Origin of the sequence: Zobellia sp. B3R18, assembly GCF_018860715.1 — a bacterium.
GTDB classification, from domain to species: domain Bacteria; phylum Bacteroidota; class Bacteroidia; order Flavobacteriales; family Flavobacteriaceae; genus Zobellia; species Zobellia russellii.
Genome location: NZ_JAHKQG010000007.1, coordinates 72,165 through 89,226 on the forward strand (window position 1 = coordinate 72,165; position 17,062 = coordinate 89,226).

16 protein-coding genes are annotated in these 17,062 nt (G+C 37.0%); 9 read left to right on the top strand and 7 right to left on the bottom strand.

Translation table 11 applies throughout. From position 1 onward, the window contains the following. Positions 1 to 31 precede the first annotated feature (31 nt). From KO513_RS04925 to KO513_RS04940, 4 genes are all read right to left on the bottom strand, one after another. Positions 32 to 436 carry a response regulator gene (locus KO513_RS04925; RefSeq protein ID WP_215441923.1) on the bottom strand — a complete coding sequence of 135 codons (405 nt, stop codon included), beginning with the start codon at positions 434 to 436 and terminating at the stop codon, positions 32 to 34. Beyond that, complete coding sequence (locus KO513_RS04930) at positions 423 to 2,276, bottom strand: PAS domain S-box protein (protein WP_215912536.1); 1,854 nt, start codon at positions 2,274 to 2,276, stop codon at positions 423 to 425. The genes KO513_RS04925 and KO513_RS04930 overlap by 14 nt, the downstream gene beginning before the upstream one ends. Positions 2,277 to 2,478: 202 nt before the next feature. Beyond that, on the bottom strand, positions 2,479 to 2,934 hold the full coding sequence (gene coaD / locus KO513_RS04935; protein ID WP_215912537.1) for a pantetheine-phosphate adenylyltransferase: 456 nt from the start codon (positions 2,932 to 2,934) through the stop codon (positions 2,479 to 2,481). A gap of 37 nt (positions 2,935 to 2,971) precedes the next feature. Continuing rightward, positions 2,972 to 3,955 (bottom strand): D-alanine--D-alanine ligase, encoded by a 984-nt coding sequence (locus KO513_RS04940; protein ID WP_215912538.1) that lies wholly within the window; start codon positions 3,953 to 3,955, stop codon positions 2,972 to 2,974. Positions 3,956 to 4,049: 94 nt separating this feature from the next. On the opposite strand from KO513_RS04940, the gene KO513_RS04945 reads away from it, so the two are divergent. The 6 genes from KO513_RS04945 (at position 4,050) to KO513_RS04970 (ending at position 8,587) form a co-directional block, all read left to right on the top strand. Further along, positions 4,050 to 4,637: a PASTA domain-containing protein gene (locus KO513_RS04945; protein WP_215441919.1), complete on the top strand. Its 588-nt coding sequence runs from the start codon at positions 4,050 to 4,052 to the stop codon at positions 4,635 to 4,637. 4 nt (positions 4,638 to 4,641) lie between these two features. Further along, a complete protein-coding gene (locus tag KO513_RS04950; protein ID WP_215441918.1) occupies positions 4,642 to 5,667 on the top strand; it encodes an RluA family pseudouridine synthase in 1,026 nt (341 codons plus the stop codon). Between the two features lie 107 nt (positions 5,668 to 5,774). Then, on the top strand, positions 5,775 to 6,536 hold the full coding sequence (gene yaaA, locus KO513_RS04955) for a peroxide stress protein YaaA (RefSeq protein WP_215912539.1): 762 nt from the start codon (positions 5,775 to 5,777) through the stop codon (positions 6,534 to 6,536). 16 nt (positions 6,537 to 6,552) lie between these two features. Continuing rightward, a complete protein-coding gene (locus tag KO513_RS04960) occupies positions 6,553 to 7,161 on the top strand; it encodes a Crp/Fnr family transcriptional regulator (RefSeq protein ID WP_215912540.1) in 609 nt (202 codons plus the stop codon). A 72-nt stretch (positions 7,162 to 7,233) separates the two neighbouring features. Beyond that, positions 7,234 to 8,028 (top strand): alpha/beta hydrolase, encoded by a 795-nt coding sequence (locus KO513_RS04965; RefSeq protein ID WP_215912541.1) that lies wholly within the window; start codon positions 7,234 to 7,236, stop codon positions 8,026 to 8,028. Next, entirely contained in the window at positions 8,012 to 8,587 is a 576-nt protein-coding gene (locus KO513_RS04970; protein ID WP_215912542.1) for a hypothetical protein, read from the top strand. The genes KO513_RS04965 and KO513_RS04970 overlap by 17 nt, the downstream gene beginning before the upstream one ends. A gap of 84 nt (positions 8,588 to 8,671) precedes the next feature. Here KO513_RS04970 and KO513_RS04975 read toward each other — a convergent pair whose 3' ends face one another. After that, on the bottom strand, positions 8,672 to 8,800 hold the full coding sequence (locus KO513_RS04975; RefSeq protein WP_215441913.1) for a 30S ribosomal protein THX: 129 nt from the start codon (positions 8,798 to 8,800) through the stop codon (positions 8,672 to 8,674). A gap of 195 nt (positions 8,801 to 8,995) precedes the next feature. On the opposite strand from KO513_RS04975, the gene KO513_RS04980 reads away from it, so the two are divergent. The 3 genes from KO513_RS04980 (at position 8,996) to KO513_RS04990 (ending at position 15,988) form a co-directional block, all read left to right on the top strand. After that, positions 8,996 to 12,448, top strand: coding sequence for a pyruvate carboxylase (locus KO513_RS04980; RefSeq protein WP_215912543.1), 3,453 nt, complete (start codon positions 8,996 to 8,998; stop codon positions 12,446 to 12,448). A 16-nt stretch (positions 12,449 to 12,464) separates the two neighbouring features. After that, entirely contained in the window at positions 12,465 to 13,130 is a 666-nt protein-coding gene (locus KO513_RS04985; protein ID WP_215912544.1) for a uracil-DNA glycosylase family protein, read from the top strand. A 311-nt stretch (positions 13,131 to 13,441) separates the two neighbouring features. Next, positions 13,442 to 15,988 (top strand): phosphoenolpyruvate carboxylase, encoded by a 2,547-nt coding sequence (locus tag KO513_RS04990; protein WP_215912545.1) that lies wholly within the window; start codon positions 13,442 to 13,444, stop codon positions 15,986 to 15,988. A gap of 55 nt (positions 15,989 to 16,043) precedes the next feature. On the opposite strand, the gene KO513_RS04995 is transcribed toward KO513_RS04990, so the two are convergent. After that, on the bottom strand, positions 16,044 to 16,187 hold the full coding sequence (locus KO513_RS04995) for a hypothetical protein (protein ID WP_215441909.1): 144 nt from the start codon (positions 16,185 to 16,187) through the stop codon (positions 16,044 to 16,046). A 101-nt stretch (positions 16,188 to 16,288) separates the two neighbouring features. Then, positions 16,289 to 17,053, bottom strand: a complete 765-nt coding sequence (trpA, locus tag KO513_RS05000; protein WP_215912546.1) for a tryptophan synthase subunit alpha — start codon at positions 17,051 to 17,053, stop codon at positions 16,289 to 16,291. Positions 17,054 to 17,062 lie beyond the last annotated feature (9 nt).

Sequence of the window (17,062 nt, forward strand, 5' to 3'; positions counted from 1 at the left end):
TCAAAAATAAGCAAAAACGAGTAAGCTTTTACTATGCAATTTTGGTAATCTCGGCAACGTGTTCTTTACGGATAGGTTTGTTGTTAAAGGTAATGGTGTGGCAGGTTTTCTTTTTGAAATCTTCCCAGTTGTCCAAATCAAAGGTGTCTATTGAGGATGTAATGATATTTACCCTAACTTTTTCTGTAAGAGGTAAAGTTATAAATTCATCCAAGAACTGCCAACCGTCCATAATTGGCATATTTATATCCAAGAAAATTACTTGTGGTACCTTTTTGTTTTGCTGAAGCCTATTTTTAATACCTTCAATCGCCAACTTTCCATTACGGTATACTGTAATATCATTGCAATCAACTACAAGACTCAGCATCTTTTGAATGCCAAATACCGTAATTGGGTCATCATCAATAATACAAATACTCTCAATTTTGTTCATTAAAATATATTTTGAAGGTAGTTCCTGCACCTACCTTACTGGCAACCGTTACTTTGCCGTTCATTGCTTCTATTTGGTTTTTGGTTATGTATAGACCAATTCCTCTGGAATCACTATGGTCATGGAAGGTCTTGTACATTCCAAATAACTTGCTTCCGTATTTTTTAAGGTCAATACCTAACCCGTTATCTTCAATAGAAAGCACTATGTACCCATTTTCGCTTATTGCGCTTAATGTAATTAAAGGTGGTCTGTCCGGATGTCTATATTTAACGGCATTTGTAATGAAGTTCATTAAGATACTATCAATATATGCGGGAATGACTTTAATAGTGGTATGCTCGGATATGGCGTTTACTATTTTGGCATCGTGATTTATTAAAAATGCCTTTAAGTTCCGTTTTACGGAAACAATACGCTGGTTTAACCGAACTGGCTTTTTCTCAAGATTAATATTTGTATTTATTGCTACTACTTCATTTAGGTTTTCTAAAGTCTCAAGTAAATTGTCCGAAGCTTGGGTAAGCATTTTTATGATATTGGACTTTTCTTCTTCGTTCTTTTCGCTGGCAAGAAAATCCAATAGCATGGAGAAATTGGCGGTGTGCGAGCGTAAATTATGCGAAACGATATGAGCAAAATTCACCAATTTTTTGTTCTGTTGCGAGGTTACGTTGATTAGGTCTCGAAGCTCTTGTTCCTTTTGTTTAAGGTCAGAGATATCCATGCTAATACCTACTAGTCCTTGGGCCTTACCATTGTTACCTTTTAACGGTATTTTGGACGTAAGGAAAGTTGAGACCCTACCGTCTTTGGTTTCATTAATGGTCTCTCTGCCCAACATTGGAGTTAGGGTTTCCATAACTTGTAAATCCTCTGCTCTGGAAATTAAGGCTACCTCTTTACTAAAAAGCTCAAAATCATTTTTGCCCAATAGTTCTTCGGCGCTCTTTACGCCCATATAGTCACATTCCGATTTGTTCACTAGAATTTTTCTAGATTCCGTATCTTTTATGAATACGTTCAGTGGCAAATTATCTATTAACGTGCGTAATAATAGTTCGTTTTCTTTGGTCTTAGTTTCTGATTGAACTTGTTTTTCAATGTTTTGCAAAGTCCCTTTTATTCCTACAATTTTGCCGTCTGAGTAGGTTGGCATACCAGCTACCTGAACCCAGATTTCTTTTCCTTTAGAAGTTTTAAACTGTAATTTTTCGTTCCAACTAGTGCCTTTCGTCATGGTTTCATGAACCAGCATAGATACCGTGTTTCTGCTGTACCCGTCTTTATACGCGGATAAGGCGGAGTCAAAGGAAAATTCATAATCTTCCGGTACATCATGAATTTGGCGTATGACATCACAACAAATAAGTTTGTCATTTATTATATCATAATCCCAAACACCTATTTTGCTTATTTCGCACATGGCGTCAAGAAGCGATTGAAGTGTGTTTACTTGCTCCTCTTGAAGCTTTTTTTCTGTGATGTCTTCAAAATGAATGATGAGACCAACAATTTCATGGGTCTCGTTTTGCCATGCCGTGCAGGCCCACTTGTACCATTTTGAGCCAGTAGCACTGTTTAAATTATAGCTTACACTGGTGTCATTAGATTTGTCTGAAAGACATTGGTAAAGTGTGTTTTCCCAATTATCACTTAGAGTGGTGAAAAGTTCATTAATGGGTTTACCAAATGTAGTTTCTGAATCAAATTCAAAATTGGAAAGGAACTTATCGGACGCGTAAATAACCTCGAACTTTTTGTTCGTGAAAACAGTGGCCGTGGGCAGCTGTTTTACTAGGGGGTTATTTAGTCTAATTTTCGTTCCGTTCAAGGTCATGGTGTAATTTCTGACTAAAATAGATGCATTTGACCTTATATCTAAACCTTTGTTGTGAATAGTATCAAACTCGTTGTGTTGTTCAAAAAAAAGGTTGTTTGGTCAAACAAAAAACTGCAATGTGTTGTATTTACCTACAAAATACAAATTTAATTTAATAAATCCTTATTTTAAAATAGATAATAGAAAGAAGAGTAAATGATTATGAGATACGTACAGTATCGGGTACAAGACTGGTATAGTCCCCACCATTTCTAATTACATCTCGTACTATTGAAGAACTGATGTAAGATTTTCCTGAAGATGTTAATAAAAACACGGTTTCTATTTCTGACAATTTTCTGTTTGTATGCGCTATAGCCTTTTCAAATTCAAAATCCCCAGGGTTTCGTAAACCCCTTAAGATGAAGTCGGCATTTACTTTCTTACAAAAATCTACAGTGAGCCCTTCATAGGTGAGGACTTTTATTTTTGGTTCATCTTTAAAGGCTTCGGCTATAAACTTCATTCGCTCCTCTAAGGAGAACATATATTTTTTTTCGGCATTTACACCAATAGCGATTATGATTTCATCAAAAAGGGTAATGCCTCTTTGGATAATATCTGAATGCCCCAAAGTAAGGGGGTCAAAAGAACCAGGGAATATAGCGCGTCTCATGTATGAATGTTCTAGTTGGAGTTGTTCTCTTATAAAGTTAGCCTTTTTTATTTAAAGCTTCTTCCACGGCACTAGTGAATAATTCTTCTAGTGAAATCCCGGCTTTTTCCGCTTGCTGGGGTAGGATGCTTTCGGTAGTAAGACCAGGTGTTGTGTTCATCTCTAACATGAACGGCTCGTCTCCAATAAAAATGAATTCGCTTCTAGAGTACCCTTTCATTTTTAAAACCTCATAAGCGCGCTTTGCCAATTCTTCAACTTTTACTTGTTGTACTTTTGAAATACGGGCAGGGGTAATTTCTTGAGATTTTCCTTCGTACTTGGCTTCATAATCAAAGAAGTCGTTTTCAGATACGATTTCGGTAATAGGTAATACTTTGGTTTCTCCCTTATAGGTAATAACGCCAACGGAAACTTCGGTGCCGTCTAAAAAAGCTTCTATAATAATTTCATCATCTTCTTTATAAGCTTTTTCTATAGCGCTCTTTAAATTCTTTTGTTCATGTACTTTAGATATACCAAAGCTACTCCCGGCTTTGTTCGCCTTTACAAAACAGGGCAATCCCACCTTATTTATAATAGCCTCCTCATCTATTTCGTCGCCCAAGTTTAAATAATAGGATGGGGCGGCGTTTATTCCGTAAGGTTTTAGCACGCTTAAAAGGTCGCGTTTATTGAAGGTAAGTGCAGATTGGTAATAATCACATGAGGTCTGCGGAATATCCAGTAGTTCAAAATAAGCCTGCATTAGTCCGTCTTCACCTGGTGTACCATGTATTGCGTTAAATACACAGTCAAAACGTAACGTTCCCGTTTCCAAACTAATGGTAAAGTCGTTTTTGTTTATAGGATGTTCGTTTTCATTATCATCTACATAAACCCATTTTTCTTTGAAAATATGAATACGATAGGTTTTAAACTTTAGTTTGTTGATGTAGTTATGTACCACATTTCCACTCTTGAGCGAAATTTTATATTCGCTACTATAGCCACCCATAATAATGGCAATATTCTTCTTCATACGACCGTTTAAATTTTACTCGATAAAACGAAACCGAAATTAAACAAAAAAAGCAACACGAGTTCACTATATTTGTTGCGTTAAAAGGAACCCAATGCGTAATTTCTTCAATTTTTTAAAAAGTAAAGTATTTTTTATTCAGATAGGTTTGGCCCTGTTGGTCTTGATCTTATTTGTTTTTTTTATGCTACGTTGGTTAAATTCAACCACTAATCACGGGGAATTTGTAGAAGTGCCCGACTTTTCCAAAATGTCAGTGCCGGAAATGCGCAAATCTGTTGAAGAGGCCAAATTGAGATATGAGGTTCTGGATTCCGCAAATTTTAATCCGGATTACCCTAGATTTTCCATTATAGAACAAAATCCGCCTGCGGGTAATAAGGTTAAGGAAAACAGAAAAATTTATTTTACGGTAAACCCTTCTGGTTATAAAAAAGTTTCTGTTCCTAATATTATACAGGTTACTCAGCGTAATGCAGAATCTATGTTACGTGCCGTTGGTCTAGATGTGCAACGTGTTACCTACATAGATCAATTGGGTAAGGACATGGTCTATTATATAAAGTATAAAGGAAAGCAGATCAAGCCGGGCGATAAATTACCCAAGACTTCTAAAATTGAGTTGGTTTGTGGCAATGGTTCCATAACTGAGGAGGCAAGGGTTCAAGCAGATTCAGAATAATTAGATGCAGACACCGGAAAATCAAGAATTGAACGATGATGAGCTTTTTGAGCACCATCGTGTCATAGCCTCAAAAGGGCAAGTGCCATTAAGGGTAGATAAATTCTTAATGAACTTTATAGAGTATGCTACCAGAAATAAAATACAGCAATCCGCTAAAAATGGACATATTTGGGTTAACGGTACTATTGTAAAGCAAAATTACAAGGTAAAGCCCAACGATGAGGTCAAGGTTTTGTTTGAGCACCCGCCCCATGAGTTTCTGTTAGTTCCAGAAGATATTCCTATTGATGTTGTTTACGAAGATGATGTTCTTCTTGTAGTGAACAAACCTGCAGGTATGGTCGTCCATCCCGGTCATGGAAATTATTCCGGCACCCTTATTAATGCCCTTTTGCATCATACAAAGGATTTACCTAATAACAGTAATGAGCGCCCAGGGTTGGTGCATCGTATAGATAAGGATACTTCAGGGCTTTTAGTGGTTGCAAAAACAGAAGCGGCCATGACCCATTTGGCAAAGCAATTTTTTGACAAGACTTCCGAAAGGGAATATGTTGCTCTGGTTTGGGGCAATGTTCAAGATGATGAGGGTACCATAGAAGGTAATATCGCAAGAAACCCAAAGAACCGTTTGCAAATGCAGGTCTTTCCTGATGGGGAAGAAGGCAAAGAAGCCGTAACCCACTATTCCGTTACGGAAAGATTGGGGTACGTAACACTGGTATCCTGTAAGTTGGAAACGGGCCGTACCCATCAAATTAGGGTGCATATGAAGTACATTGGCCATACCCTTTTTAATGATGAGCGCTACGGTGGGGATAAGATATTAAAGGGTACCACATTTACCAAATACAAACAATTTGTAGACAATGCGTTTAAAATTTTACCGCGTCAGGCGCTGCATGCAAAAACCTTAGGATTTGTACATCCCGTAACTGGTAAGATGATGCGTTTTGATTCTGAAATTCCTCAGGACATGGTAGAGTGTATAGAAAAGTGGAGGCATTACGCACAGCACAGCAGTTAATCCATAGATAACATTGATAATCGTATCAAGAACTCTTTTCTGGAGCCATAGGTTATATTGATAATCATCAGTATTTTTGCCTTACGTTTTTGAAAATAGACACGAGTATGAAGATTGTTATCTCACCCGCAAAATCACTGGATTTTGACAAAGAATACCCTAGATTTAAGGAAACACAGCCTCAATTTTTGGAAGAAGCTTTAAAACTGAACAAAGTTTTGGCAAAGAAAAACCCTAAAGCCTTATCTGAGCTTATGGGTATTTCGGATAATTTGGCGCAATTAAATTATGAAAGGAACCAGAATTTTGAGGTGCCTTTTACCTTAAAAAATGCGAGACCTGCCATATATGCTTTTAATGGTGATGTGTATCAAGGATTGGATGCCTATACGATGCCTTCGCATAAAATGGAAAAACTACAAGAAAGACTACGCATTCTTTCGGGTCTTTACGGTATTCTTCGTCCGTTAGATTTAATGCAGCCGTATCGTTTGGAAATGGGTACGCAATTAAAGGTGGGACGAAAAAAGAACCTTTATGAATTCTGGAAAAAGACACTGACCGATAAATTAAACGAAGAGCTGCAGGATGATGAACTTTTCATCAATCTAGCAAGTAATGAATACTTTAGTGCAATTGATAAAAAAACGTTGAAGGCACCAATCATTACTCCGGTCTTTAAGGATTGGAAGAATGATAAGCTCAAAATTATCAGTTTTTATGCAAAAAAAGCCCGTGGTTCTATGGTGCGCTACATCATAGATAAAGATGTAAACACTTTAGAGGAGCTTAAAGGCTTTAATTATGATGAGTATGAATACAGTGAGGCCCATACAGTAAAGGAAAACGAACCCGTTTTTATCAGGTAGTTAGTAAAATAACCTTATGAAAGAGCACTTTTCTGTTGAAGAAAATATCCTGTTTAATTTTTTTAACCAGGTATATCCTCTAACTGAAAAGGATTTTGAGCCTTTGGCTAAGGTTATAAGGAAGAAAAAAATAAAAAAGGGAGAGTTTCTGTTGGGTATAGGGCAGGTGGAAACAAAAACCAGTTTAGTTCTAAAAGGGTTTATCCATCAGTATACCATTATTGAAGCTAATCTGTTTACAATCGATTTTTCTTTGGCGGGTATGAGTTTCAATAACTTTACAAGTTATATGGAGAACTCACCTTCAGATCAAGTACAGGAAGCATTAACTGATTCTGAAATTATCTATTTTGAAAAAGAAGATATAGATAAACTTCTATTACAAAGCCACCCGTTTTCTATTATTTACACGAAGTTATTTGAACAAGTTCACCTAGAGCGGGAAAAGAGATCTTTAATACTACAGCATAAGAACGCCTATAAAAAATATGAGCTTTTTTTGAATACAATTTCTAAATCTAAAAGGTTTTTAGAGGAGGTACCTCAAAAGTTAATTGCCAATTATTTAGGTATGACTGCAGAAACTTATAGTAGGGTTAAAAAAACATACCTAAAAAACGCTTAAAAGGGAATTTCTTGATTTGGAATAAGTTTTAAGTTTTAAAGATTTTGGACTTTTAAAGCAAAGTCTAGGGCTATGAAACTTGCAACAATTCTTATACTCTCCATATTATTATTTAGCTGCTCTAATGATGATAGTTTTGAAGTCAATGGTAAAAAGGAACAATTTGTTGTAGCGTCTTCAATAATAAGTGACAGTTACCCTGTTCATGTATTTCTTCCGGAAAATTATAATGCCAATTCAAAACATCAATTGATTATTGCTTTGGACGGAGACACAAGGTTTAATACAATTGCCGGTATTATATCGGATAAAGTACAAAGCGAAAGTATACCTTCTTGTATTTTGGTTGCTATTGGTAACAACAATCAGAGAAATAGAGATTATACACCTACTGCTTATGCCCACGGTTCTGGTGGTGCTGAAAAATTCTATCAATTTATTAAGAATGAATTAATACCCAAATTAGAATCTAGGTACAGTATAGATCCATCCAATAACAAAACACTACTTGGCCATTCCTTTGGTGGACTATTTACACAATATGCAATGGCTCAAGAAAGAGCTTCAAACCCTTTCAATAAATTCATATCAAGCGGTACATCATATTGGTATGATGCTGGGGTTATATTTGAGTTTGAGGAGTCTTATGCTAATTCTCATAACGATTTGGACGTGAAATTCTACAATGGTATGGGCACCTTAGAAGGTGGGGTTATGTTGGCATCCTTTGCGGAAATGAATGAAAGGCTCAATTCTAGAAACTATCCAAATTTTAAGCATAGGAGTGAATTAATAGAAAAAAGTGGACACAGTGGTTCTGCTAGTGAAATATTTAAAAAGGGATTGGACTATGTATTTATCGATTAAAACAATGGTGATTATTTTATTTCTCTTTTTTGGGTCAGCTTTATGCGCGCAGAAAACAAATGGTAATTCAATAGAGATAGGAGTGCTCGCGGCTGGTGATGAAGCTCTGTATTACGGTGCTTACGGTAAATGTACTTTACCACTTTCCCAAAATAAACATCATTTTACTTTGGGGTTTTCAATGGTTGCATATTTTGATTTTAAAGGAGAATCCGAGCCTGATGCATATTTAAAAAACGATGTAGATATGCGTTTAATACCAACGGCAAATTTTGGATACACTTTAAATTTTAATAAAATACAGTTAAGTGCTGAAGTACCTATTGGTGTAAGTTTTGCAAGTACAAAAGGAACCTTGGTCAATGAACGAATAGGCTTTGAAAAGGACTTTTCTAATAATGAAACTTTTTTTAACTACGGCTTGTCTTTTTCTCCAAAATATAAGCTTAGTAGCACCAGTAGTCTTGGGCTTTACAGTTTTTTTCCCTTAGTTAGTGATAAAGCGCAATCAGGGTATCAAATCGGGATTGGCTGGACAATAACTTTTGGACATAAATAAATAAAAAAAAAATTCTAGTTTTCTCTGCTATCTATCACCCCTTAAAACCAGCTTAAAAACGAATCGCTTTACATCTAGAAACCATTATTTCTTTTTCTTTATATCAATTTTTTCTTCTACGGTGGGGCGTCTCTTGATTTTTCTTGGTCGTCTTGCTCCATAAGATCTATTTGCTATTTTACCTCTTCTTGATTTTTTGTCTCCTCTTCCCATAATATGTAGTTCTTTTCTTCAACATACAATATTAAGTCGGGAATGTCAAATGAAGGGTCTTAAAGTGACCTTGTTCGTCAGAAGAAACTTCACAAAATTCCTATAATTTATAAGAATATCATATTGTTATCCTAAAGCAAAAAAGTTAAGTTTGTTTGAATCGGTTTTTTGGTACGAATTTAAACAACGCAACACATGAAAATAGAAAAGGTTTTAGTAGCGAACAGAGGAGAGATAGCTATACGTATTTTTAGGGCCTGTGTTGAAATTGGTGTTCGTACCGTTGGAATATATACCTATGAAGACCGGTATTCCTTGCACCGTTATAAAGCCGATGAATCGTATCAGATAGGTGAAGATAATGAACCTTTAAAACCCTATTTGGATATTGATGCCATTATTAAAGTGGCCAAGGAAAATAACGTAGATGCCATTCATCCCGGGTATGGCTTTCTTTCTGAAAATTCCAAATTTGCCCAGAAATGTGCAGATAACGGTATTGTATTCGTAGGGCCTAAAGTTTCCGTGTTAAGGGCGTTGGGCGATAAAATTACGGCCAAAGAAGTGGCAGTTGCCAATAACATTCCTATTATACAAAGTAGTGATAAGGATTTAAAAGATATAAAAATTGCTCTTGCCGAAGCTAAGCGAATAGGTTATCCGCTTATGCTAAAGGCGGCTTCTGGTGGTGGAGGTCGTGGTATGCGGGTTATAAGAACTGAAGAGGAATTAAAAAAGGGATTTCCGGAAGCAAAAAGGGAATCGTTGAATGCTTTTGGTGATGACACCGTTTTCTTGGAAAAGTTTGTGGAGAATCCCAAGCATATTGAAATTCAGATTGTAGCGGATACCCATGGCAATATGGTTCACCTTTATGAGCGGGATTGTTCCGTGCAAAGACGGTATCAAAAAGTAATAGAATTTGCTCCGTCCATCGGGCTTCCCCAGGAAACGAAGGATAGTCTTTATAAATATGCCATTGCTATATGTAAGGCGGTAGATTATAATAATATTGGTACGGTAGAGTTTCTGGTAGATGATGATGGTAGTATCTATTTTATTGAAGTAAACCCACGTGTTCAGGTGGAACATACGGTTACGGAAATGATTACCAATATCGATTTAATAAAGGCGCAGCTTTTTATCGCTGGAGGTTATAAACTATCGGACACGCAAATTAAAATACCGGATCAGGAGTCCGTTCAAGTTACGGGAATTGCCTTGCAGTGTAGAATTACAACAGAAGACCCTTCCAATGACTTTAAACCAGATTATGGTGTAGTTACAACCTATAGAAGTGCTTCTGGTTTTGGTATCCGTTTAGATGCGGGTAGTATTTATCAAGGTGTGGTTATTTCGCCCTTTTTTGATTCTATGTTGGTAAAGGTCTCTGCGCGCAGTCGTACGCTAGATGGTTGTTGCAGAAAAATGAGAAGAGCCTTGGCGGAATTCCGTATTCGTGGTGTGAACACCAATATGGCTTTTCTGGATAATATATTGAAACATGATACTTTCCGTGAGGGTAAAGTAACGGTGAACTTTATAAAGAACGAGCCTAAACTTTTTGAGTTTGTAGAGCCAAGGAACAGGGCCAATAAACTAATTACATTTTTAGGGGAAACTATTGTAAACGGAAACCCGGACGTTAAAAATTACGACCCTAACCGTAAATTTACGAAACCAAAAGTGCCGTCTTTTTCAAAAGCGGATACCTATCCCAAGGGTACAAAAGACCGGTTAACGGAAATGGGGCCTGAAAAATTCGCACAATGGTTGAAAGCGGAGAAAAAAGTACATTTTACGGACACTACTATGCGTGATGCCCATCAAAGTTTGTTGGCCACACGTATGCGTACGGTAGATATGATGAAAGTAGCCGAAGGCTATGCCAAGAATCACCCTGAGATTTTTTCCATGGAAGTTTGGGGCGGTGCAACTTTTGATGTTTGTTTAAGGTTTTTACATGAAAATCCATGGGAGCGTTTGGCCCTTTTGAGAAAGGCAATGCCCAATGTGTTGTTGCAAATGCTAATCCGTGGTTCCAATGGAGTTGGTTATACTGCTTATCCTGATAACTTGATCGAGAAATTTGTAGAGGAATCTTGGAACACGGGTGTGGATGTTTTTAGAATTTTTGATTCTTTAAACTGGATGAAGTCCCTTGCGCCCTGCATTGAACACGTCCGAAAAAGAACAGGCGGTCTAGCGGAAGGGTCTATCTGTTATACAGGCGATATTTTAAATCCGTCTAAAACAAAATATGACCTTAAGTATTATGTACAGTTAGCCAAGGATATAGAAAACGCCGGAGCGCATATTCTTGGGGTAAAGGATATGGCCGGACTTTTGAAACCTAATGCGGCTTTTGAGTTGATTCAGGCACTAAAGTCCGAAATAAATATCCCCATCCATTTACATACCCATGATACATCGTCGGTACAGACAGCTACCTATCTAAAGGCTATTGAGGCCGGTGTAGATGTGGTAGATGTAGCTTTGGGAGGACTTTCCGGACTTACTTCCCAGCCTAATTTTAATTCGGTGGTAGAAATGCTTCGCTTTAACGAACGGGAGCATAAATTGAATACGGAAAAATTAAGCGAATATTCAGATTATTGGGAAGCTGTTCGTAATTACTATTACACTTTTGAGTCCGGGTTAAAATCGGGAACGGGAGATGTATATCAGCATGAAATACCAGGAGGACAATATTCCAATTTAAAAGGGCAAGCCATAGCTTTAGGTCTTGAGACCAAATTTACCGAGGTTACTAAAATGTATGCTGAGGTTAATCAAATGTTTGGAGATATTGTAAAGGTTACCCCTAGCTCTAAGGTAGTGGGAGATATGGCGCAGTATATGGTAAGCAATAACCTCACGGTAACGGATGTAATGGAAAAAGGACAGGATATTTCTTTTCCGGAATCTGTGAAAAGTTTTTTCCGCGGAGATTTGGGCCAGCCCGTTGGTGGATTTCCTAAAAAGTTGCAAAAGATTGTTTTAAAAGATGAAAAACCGTATTCCAATAGACCAAATGCCCATTTGGAACCTATAGATTTTGACAAGGAGTTCAAGGCTTTTAAAAGAAAGTTTAAAAAGGGCATGGGAAGAGAACTTGAAATGACGGATTTTCTATCCTTTAAGTTATATCCAAAAGTTTTCACGGATGCCTATAACAATCATGTAAAGTATGGTAATGTAGTGAACATACCTACCAAGAACTTCTTTTACGGTATGGATGTGGGCGAGGAGATAATGGTAGAATTGGAAGGTGGTAAAAACGTACTTATTTCTTTAATGCTCAAGGGTGAACCTGATGAGGCTGGCAACGTTAGTATTTTCTTTAAGATCAATGGCCAGTTGAGAAATGTGCTGATCAAGGATACCTCTGTAAAGGTAGAAAAACAGGAAAATGTAAAAGCGGATACGAGCGATCCAAAACAGATAGGGGCACCCTTGCAAGGCTTACTATCCAATGTGTTGGTAAAACCGGGTCAGGAAGTAAAACGCAACCAACCATTGTTCGTTATTGAAGCCATGAAAATGGAGACTACGGTAACGGCTACGGAAGAAGGTGTGGTGGCCATGATTCAATTAAAGGGTGGTTCTTTGGTTAATTCGGAAGATTTGGTGCTGACGCTTAAATAGGTGTATTTTTGCATCTATGTTTTTACATGCACACCCTTACGAGCCTTTTATTTTTGAAGAAACGGAAAAGTTAATCGTTGGCACGCTTCCACCGCCTAGGTTTACTACAGGAGAGTTAAAGCCTGATGATGTAGATTTTTGCTATGGAAGTAGAAATGGTATGCTTTGGCCTATTCTTGATCGTATCTTTGAGTTGGGGTTGGTATATGAAAACACCCATTTTGCTATTGAGCAACGCAAGAATTTTTTAGTCAAAAATAAAATTGGCGTTTGTGATATTGTAGAAAGTGCCGAACGTGATAAAGTAGATGCTTCTGATTTAGGAATGCAAAATGTGCGCTTAAGAGACCTGCTTTTCTATTTGGAACAGTACCTTAACCTTAAAACCGTGCTCTTTATGGGGGGTAATAGCAAAAACGGACCCGAATATTTTTTTAGGAGACTTCTAAAACCTTTAGGACATAAATTAAAAACAATTTCCGAACACGTACCACGAGTCTACGAATTGCAGCTGCCCAAATCCAAACGTACGGTTCGTACGGTTTCTTTAACGGCACCATCGGGAGCAGCAAATAGGGCAGTAGGTAGTTTAGATGCGTATAAAAGAATGAAAGCTGCAGATGCCAGTTTTAACACTCTGGATTTTAGGGTGATGCAGTATCGTGAATTTTTCACCTCTTAAGAAGGTCTCTTCCGCCAGATTAAAATAGAATTCATATAGCCGTAAACTAAAAAGAGTCCTGTCAGTTAAGACAAGACTCTTTTACGAGAACACTATATGAAAATGAAAAAATTTAAATCCGTATTAATTACATGGTAAATGTACCTAGATATAAGGTTGCCGGGTAATTATTGTTGTCAAGGCTGTTGTTTTTGTGGTGTAGTGTGGTATTTTTGTTATATGATGTATTGGAGTGGTAATAGTCATGGATTATTGCCGATATTTACCAATCGAAATCGATATATAATTGTCTTTAAATTTTAAAATAACATATGCCGCATTCAGAAAGATTGGTTGAGTTTAAAAAATCGGTCAACAATAAGTTTAACGTTTACAACAGCCTGTTCTTAAATTTGCCTTATCGCAATATTGAGAACGTTGGTATGCTTATTCCATTATTGTTGGATCAGTGCCAAAAAGGATTGGGTTCAGGTCTTAATCCCGAGGAAATTCTAGAAGGTTTTTTTAAGAATTATGCAGATATCGATTCTGAGAAAGACCAAATCGACTTTATGTTCAAAATCATACAGTACGTAGAAAGACAAGTAGTGTTGTATGATAGTGTTGAAGACGCTGCTTTTCCTAAACTACAGGAACACACCCGTTCATTATCCATTAAGGATTATTTTGAATTGGTTGATAAGAACAAAAGCTGGGATAAGGTGTCCAAGAAATTATCGTCTTTTAGTGCTCGCTTGGTTTTAACGGCGCACCCAACGCAGTTCTACACACCTGCAGTTTTGGATATTATTGAAAAATTGCGTTCTCTTATTCTTGAAGATAAAATAGATGATATAGATGTAGCCTTGCAACAGTTAGGTTTAACCTCGTTGATCAACTCTAAAAAACCTACTCCTTTAGATGAGGCCAAGAATATTATTTACTTCTTGCGTCACGTGTATTATAACGCGGTAGGTGATTTATATGCCTATATCAAAGAGAACATCAACAAAGCCGATTTTGAGAACCATAACATAATGAAGTTAGGTTTTTGGCCAGGGGGCGATCGTGATGGAAATCCGTTCGTAACTGCAGATATTACCAAAGATGTGGCAGATGAACTACGTCTTAACCTAATGAAGTGCTATTATAATGATTTGAAGATCATTCAGAAAAAATTGACCTTCAAAGATGTTCAAGAGCCTATTCAAAAGCTTCGTAGCAACTTATATACTGCTATGTTCGATTCCAAGAAAACAGTAGGGTATGCAGATATTCTAGAGCCACTTCTTGAAATAAAAGAGCTATTAATCAGTAAATACCACAGCCTTTACTTAAAGGAGTTGGAGAACTTTATTGATAAGGTGAAAATTTTTAAAACGCACTTTGCAACCTTGGATGTAAGACAAGATCATAGCAAACATGTCTTGGCCATAGAAAGCATATTGAAGCAGAATAATTTGATTAAAGAAGATATCAGTGAGCTTTCGCAAGATGCATTGGTAGACCTTTTGATCAATAAGAATTTGACGGTTAATGCAAGCGATTACTCAGAAGATATCGTAAAAGATACCATTACCAATATAAAACAATTAAAGAGTATTCAAGACACTAATGGTGAGGATGGCTGTAACCGTTACATTATTAGTAATTCGGAGGATATCTTTTCAGTATTGTTCGTTTTTGGGTTATTCAGATGGTGTGGTTGGAAGAAAGAGGATATTAGTTTTGATATCGTGCCTTTGTTCGAAACTATGAACGGTATGGATGGTGCAGAAAACACCATGCAAACGCTTTTTAACCTTCCTGAATACAAAGCACATTTAGAGAGAAGAAATAACAACCAGACCATAATGCTCGGTTTTTCCGATGGTACAAAAGATGGCGGTTATTTGAAGGCCAACTGGGCGATTTTTAAGACCAAGGAAACCCTCTCCAAAGTTTGTGATAAAAATGGATTTAACGCTATTTTCTTTGATGGTCGTGGAGGTCCACCGGCCCGTGGAGGAGGAAAGACGCACCGTTTCTATGCGGCACAGACCAAGAGTATTGCCAATCATGAAATTCAATTAACTATACAAGGACAGACCATTACAAGTACCTACGGTACCAAAGAGCAATTTATTCACAACAGTGAACAATTGTTAACCGCAGGTCTTTCCAATAACCTTTTTGGTAAGGAAAATGTAATTTCCAAAGAACATAGAAAATTAATAGAACAACTTTCTGAACTTAGTTTTGAGAAGTACGATGCGCTTAAGCAACATGATAAGTTTATTTCTTACCTAGAGAACAGAAGTACTTTAAAATACTATCAAAAAGCTAACATTGGTAGTAGACCGGGTAAAAGAGGAAACAAGAAGAAACTGGAACTTACAGATTTAAGGGCTATTTCTTTTGTAGGTTCATGGAGCCAATTGAAGCAAAATGTACCAGGCTACTTTGGTTTGGGTACGGCAATCCAAACTATAAAGAACGAAGGCAGAATGTCTGAGCTTAAAAAACTGTACAAAGAAGTACCTTTCTTTAAGGCTTTGATGAGCAATAGCATGATGTCACTTTCCAAGTGTTATTTTGAGTTGACCTCATACATGAAGCAAGATGAGGAATACGGTGCATTCTGGAATATACTGCATGAAGAGTATCAGTTATCAAAGAAAATGTTATTGCAGATATCAGGCAGTAAAATTTTGATGGAAAACGAAGCAGTTTCTCGGGAATCCATTAAAATACGAGAGAATATTGTTCTTCCGTTGTTGGTTATTCAGCAATTTGCATTGCAAAAAATAGGAAAGGAAACGAGCTTTAAGGACGAGTATGAGAAAATCGTCACCCGTTCGCTCTATGGTAATATAAACGCCAGTAGAAACTCGGCATAATAAACGAAAAGCCCTTACGTGAGTAAGGGCTTTTTTATTTTAAAAGTGCTGTGCACTATTGCTTGTTTTGTTGATCTTTAATAGTATCCTTTTCAATATCAAAGGTATTGGTGTCAATACCCGTATTCCCGTTTGGGTTTGTAGGATTACTTTGTTCTACTTTTCTTTTAAATTTTCTCTTATCATCAATCATTCCCATGTTGTTACGTTTTTTAGTTCAGTCTTAAACTAAGAAATGTAATTGGCAATCAGGGTTAAAGGCTTTTTAAACCTTTGTTAGGGAGTGTTAAAGTCTGAGAATTATCTAATAGTTTTGGTAAAAGTTGAAATTCCGTCAACACCGTGGCCGTTCAAATGCTTGATAAAAGCAGAGCCGATAATTGCCCCTTTTGAAGATTTCGTAGCTTGCTCAAAAGTTTCGGAGTTACTTATTCCAAAACCAACAATTTGAGGGTTGTTCAATTTCATATCCGCAATGCGTTGGAAGTAAGCTTGCTGTTCATCGCCAAAGCCGGATTGTGCTCCTGTAACACTAGCGGAACTTACCATATAGATAAAACCGTTCGAAACCGAATCAATAAATCGAATACGTTCATCCGAAGTTTGTGGCGTAATCAAGAATACATTTATAAGGCCGTATTTTTCAAAAGTCGCTTTGTATTCGTCATGATACACATCAACTGGTAAATCGGGTATAATAAGTCCGTCTATACCTATTTCCTGACACTTTTTACAGAAGGCCTCAACTCCATATTGTAGCATAGGATTAAAATATCCCATGATAATTAATGGAATGGAAACAGATTCACGAATATCCTTTAATTGATCAAAAAGAATCTCGGTGGTCATGCCGTTTTTAAGCGCTGCAGTGGAACTTTGTTGAATAGTGGGGCCGTCTGCAAGCGGATCGCTAAAAGGAAGTCCTATTTCAATCATATCCACACCGTTTTTTTCCAACTGTTGAATAATTTTTACAGTATCACCTAATTTAGGGTAGCCTGCGGTAAAATAGATAGAAAGTAGTTTTCCGTCTTCGTTTAGTTTTTCTTTTATTCTATTAGCCATAGTTTAAAA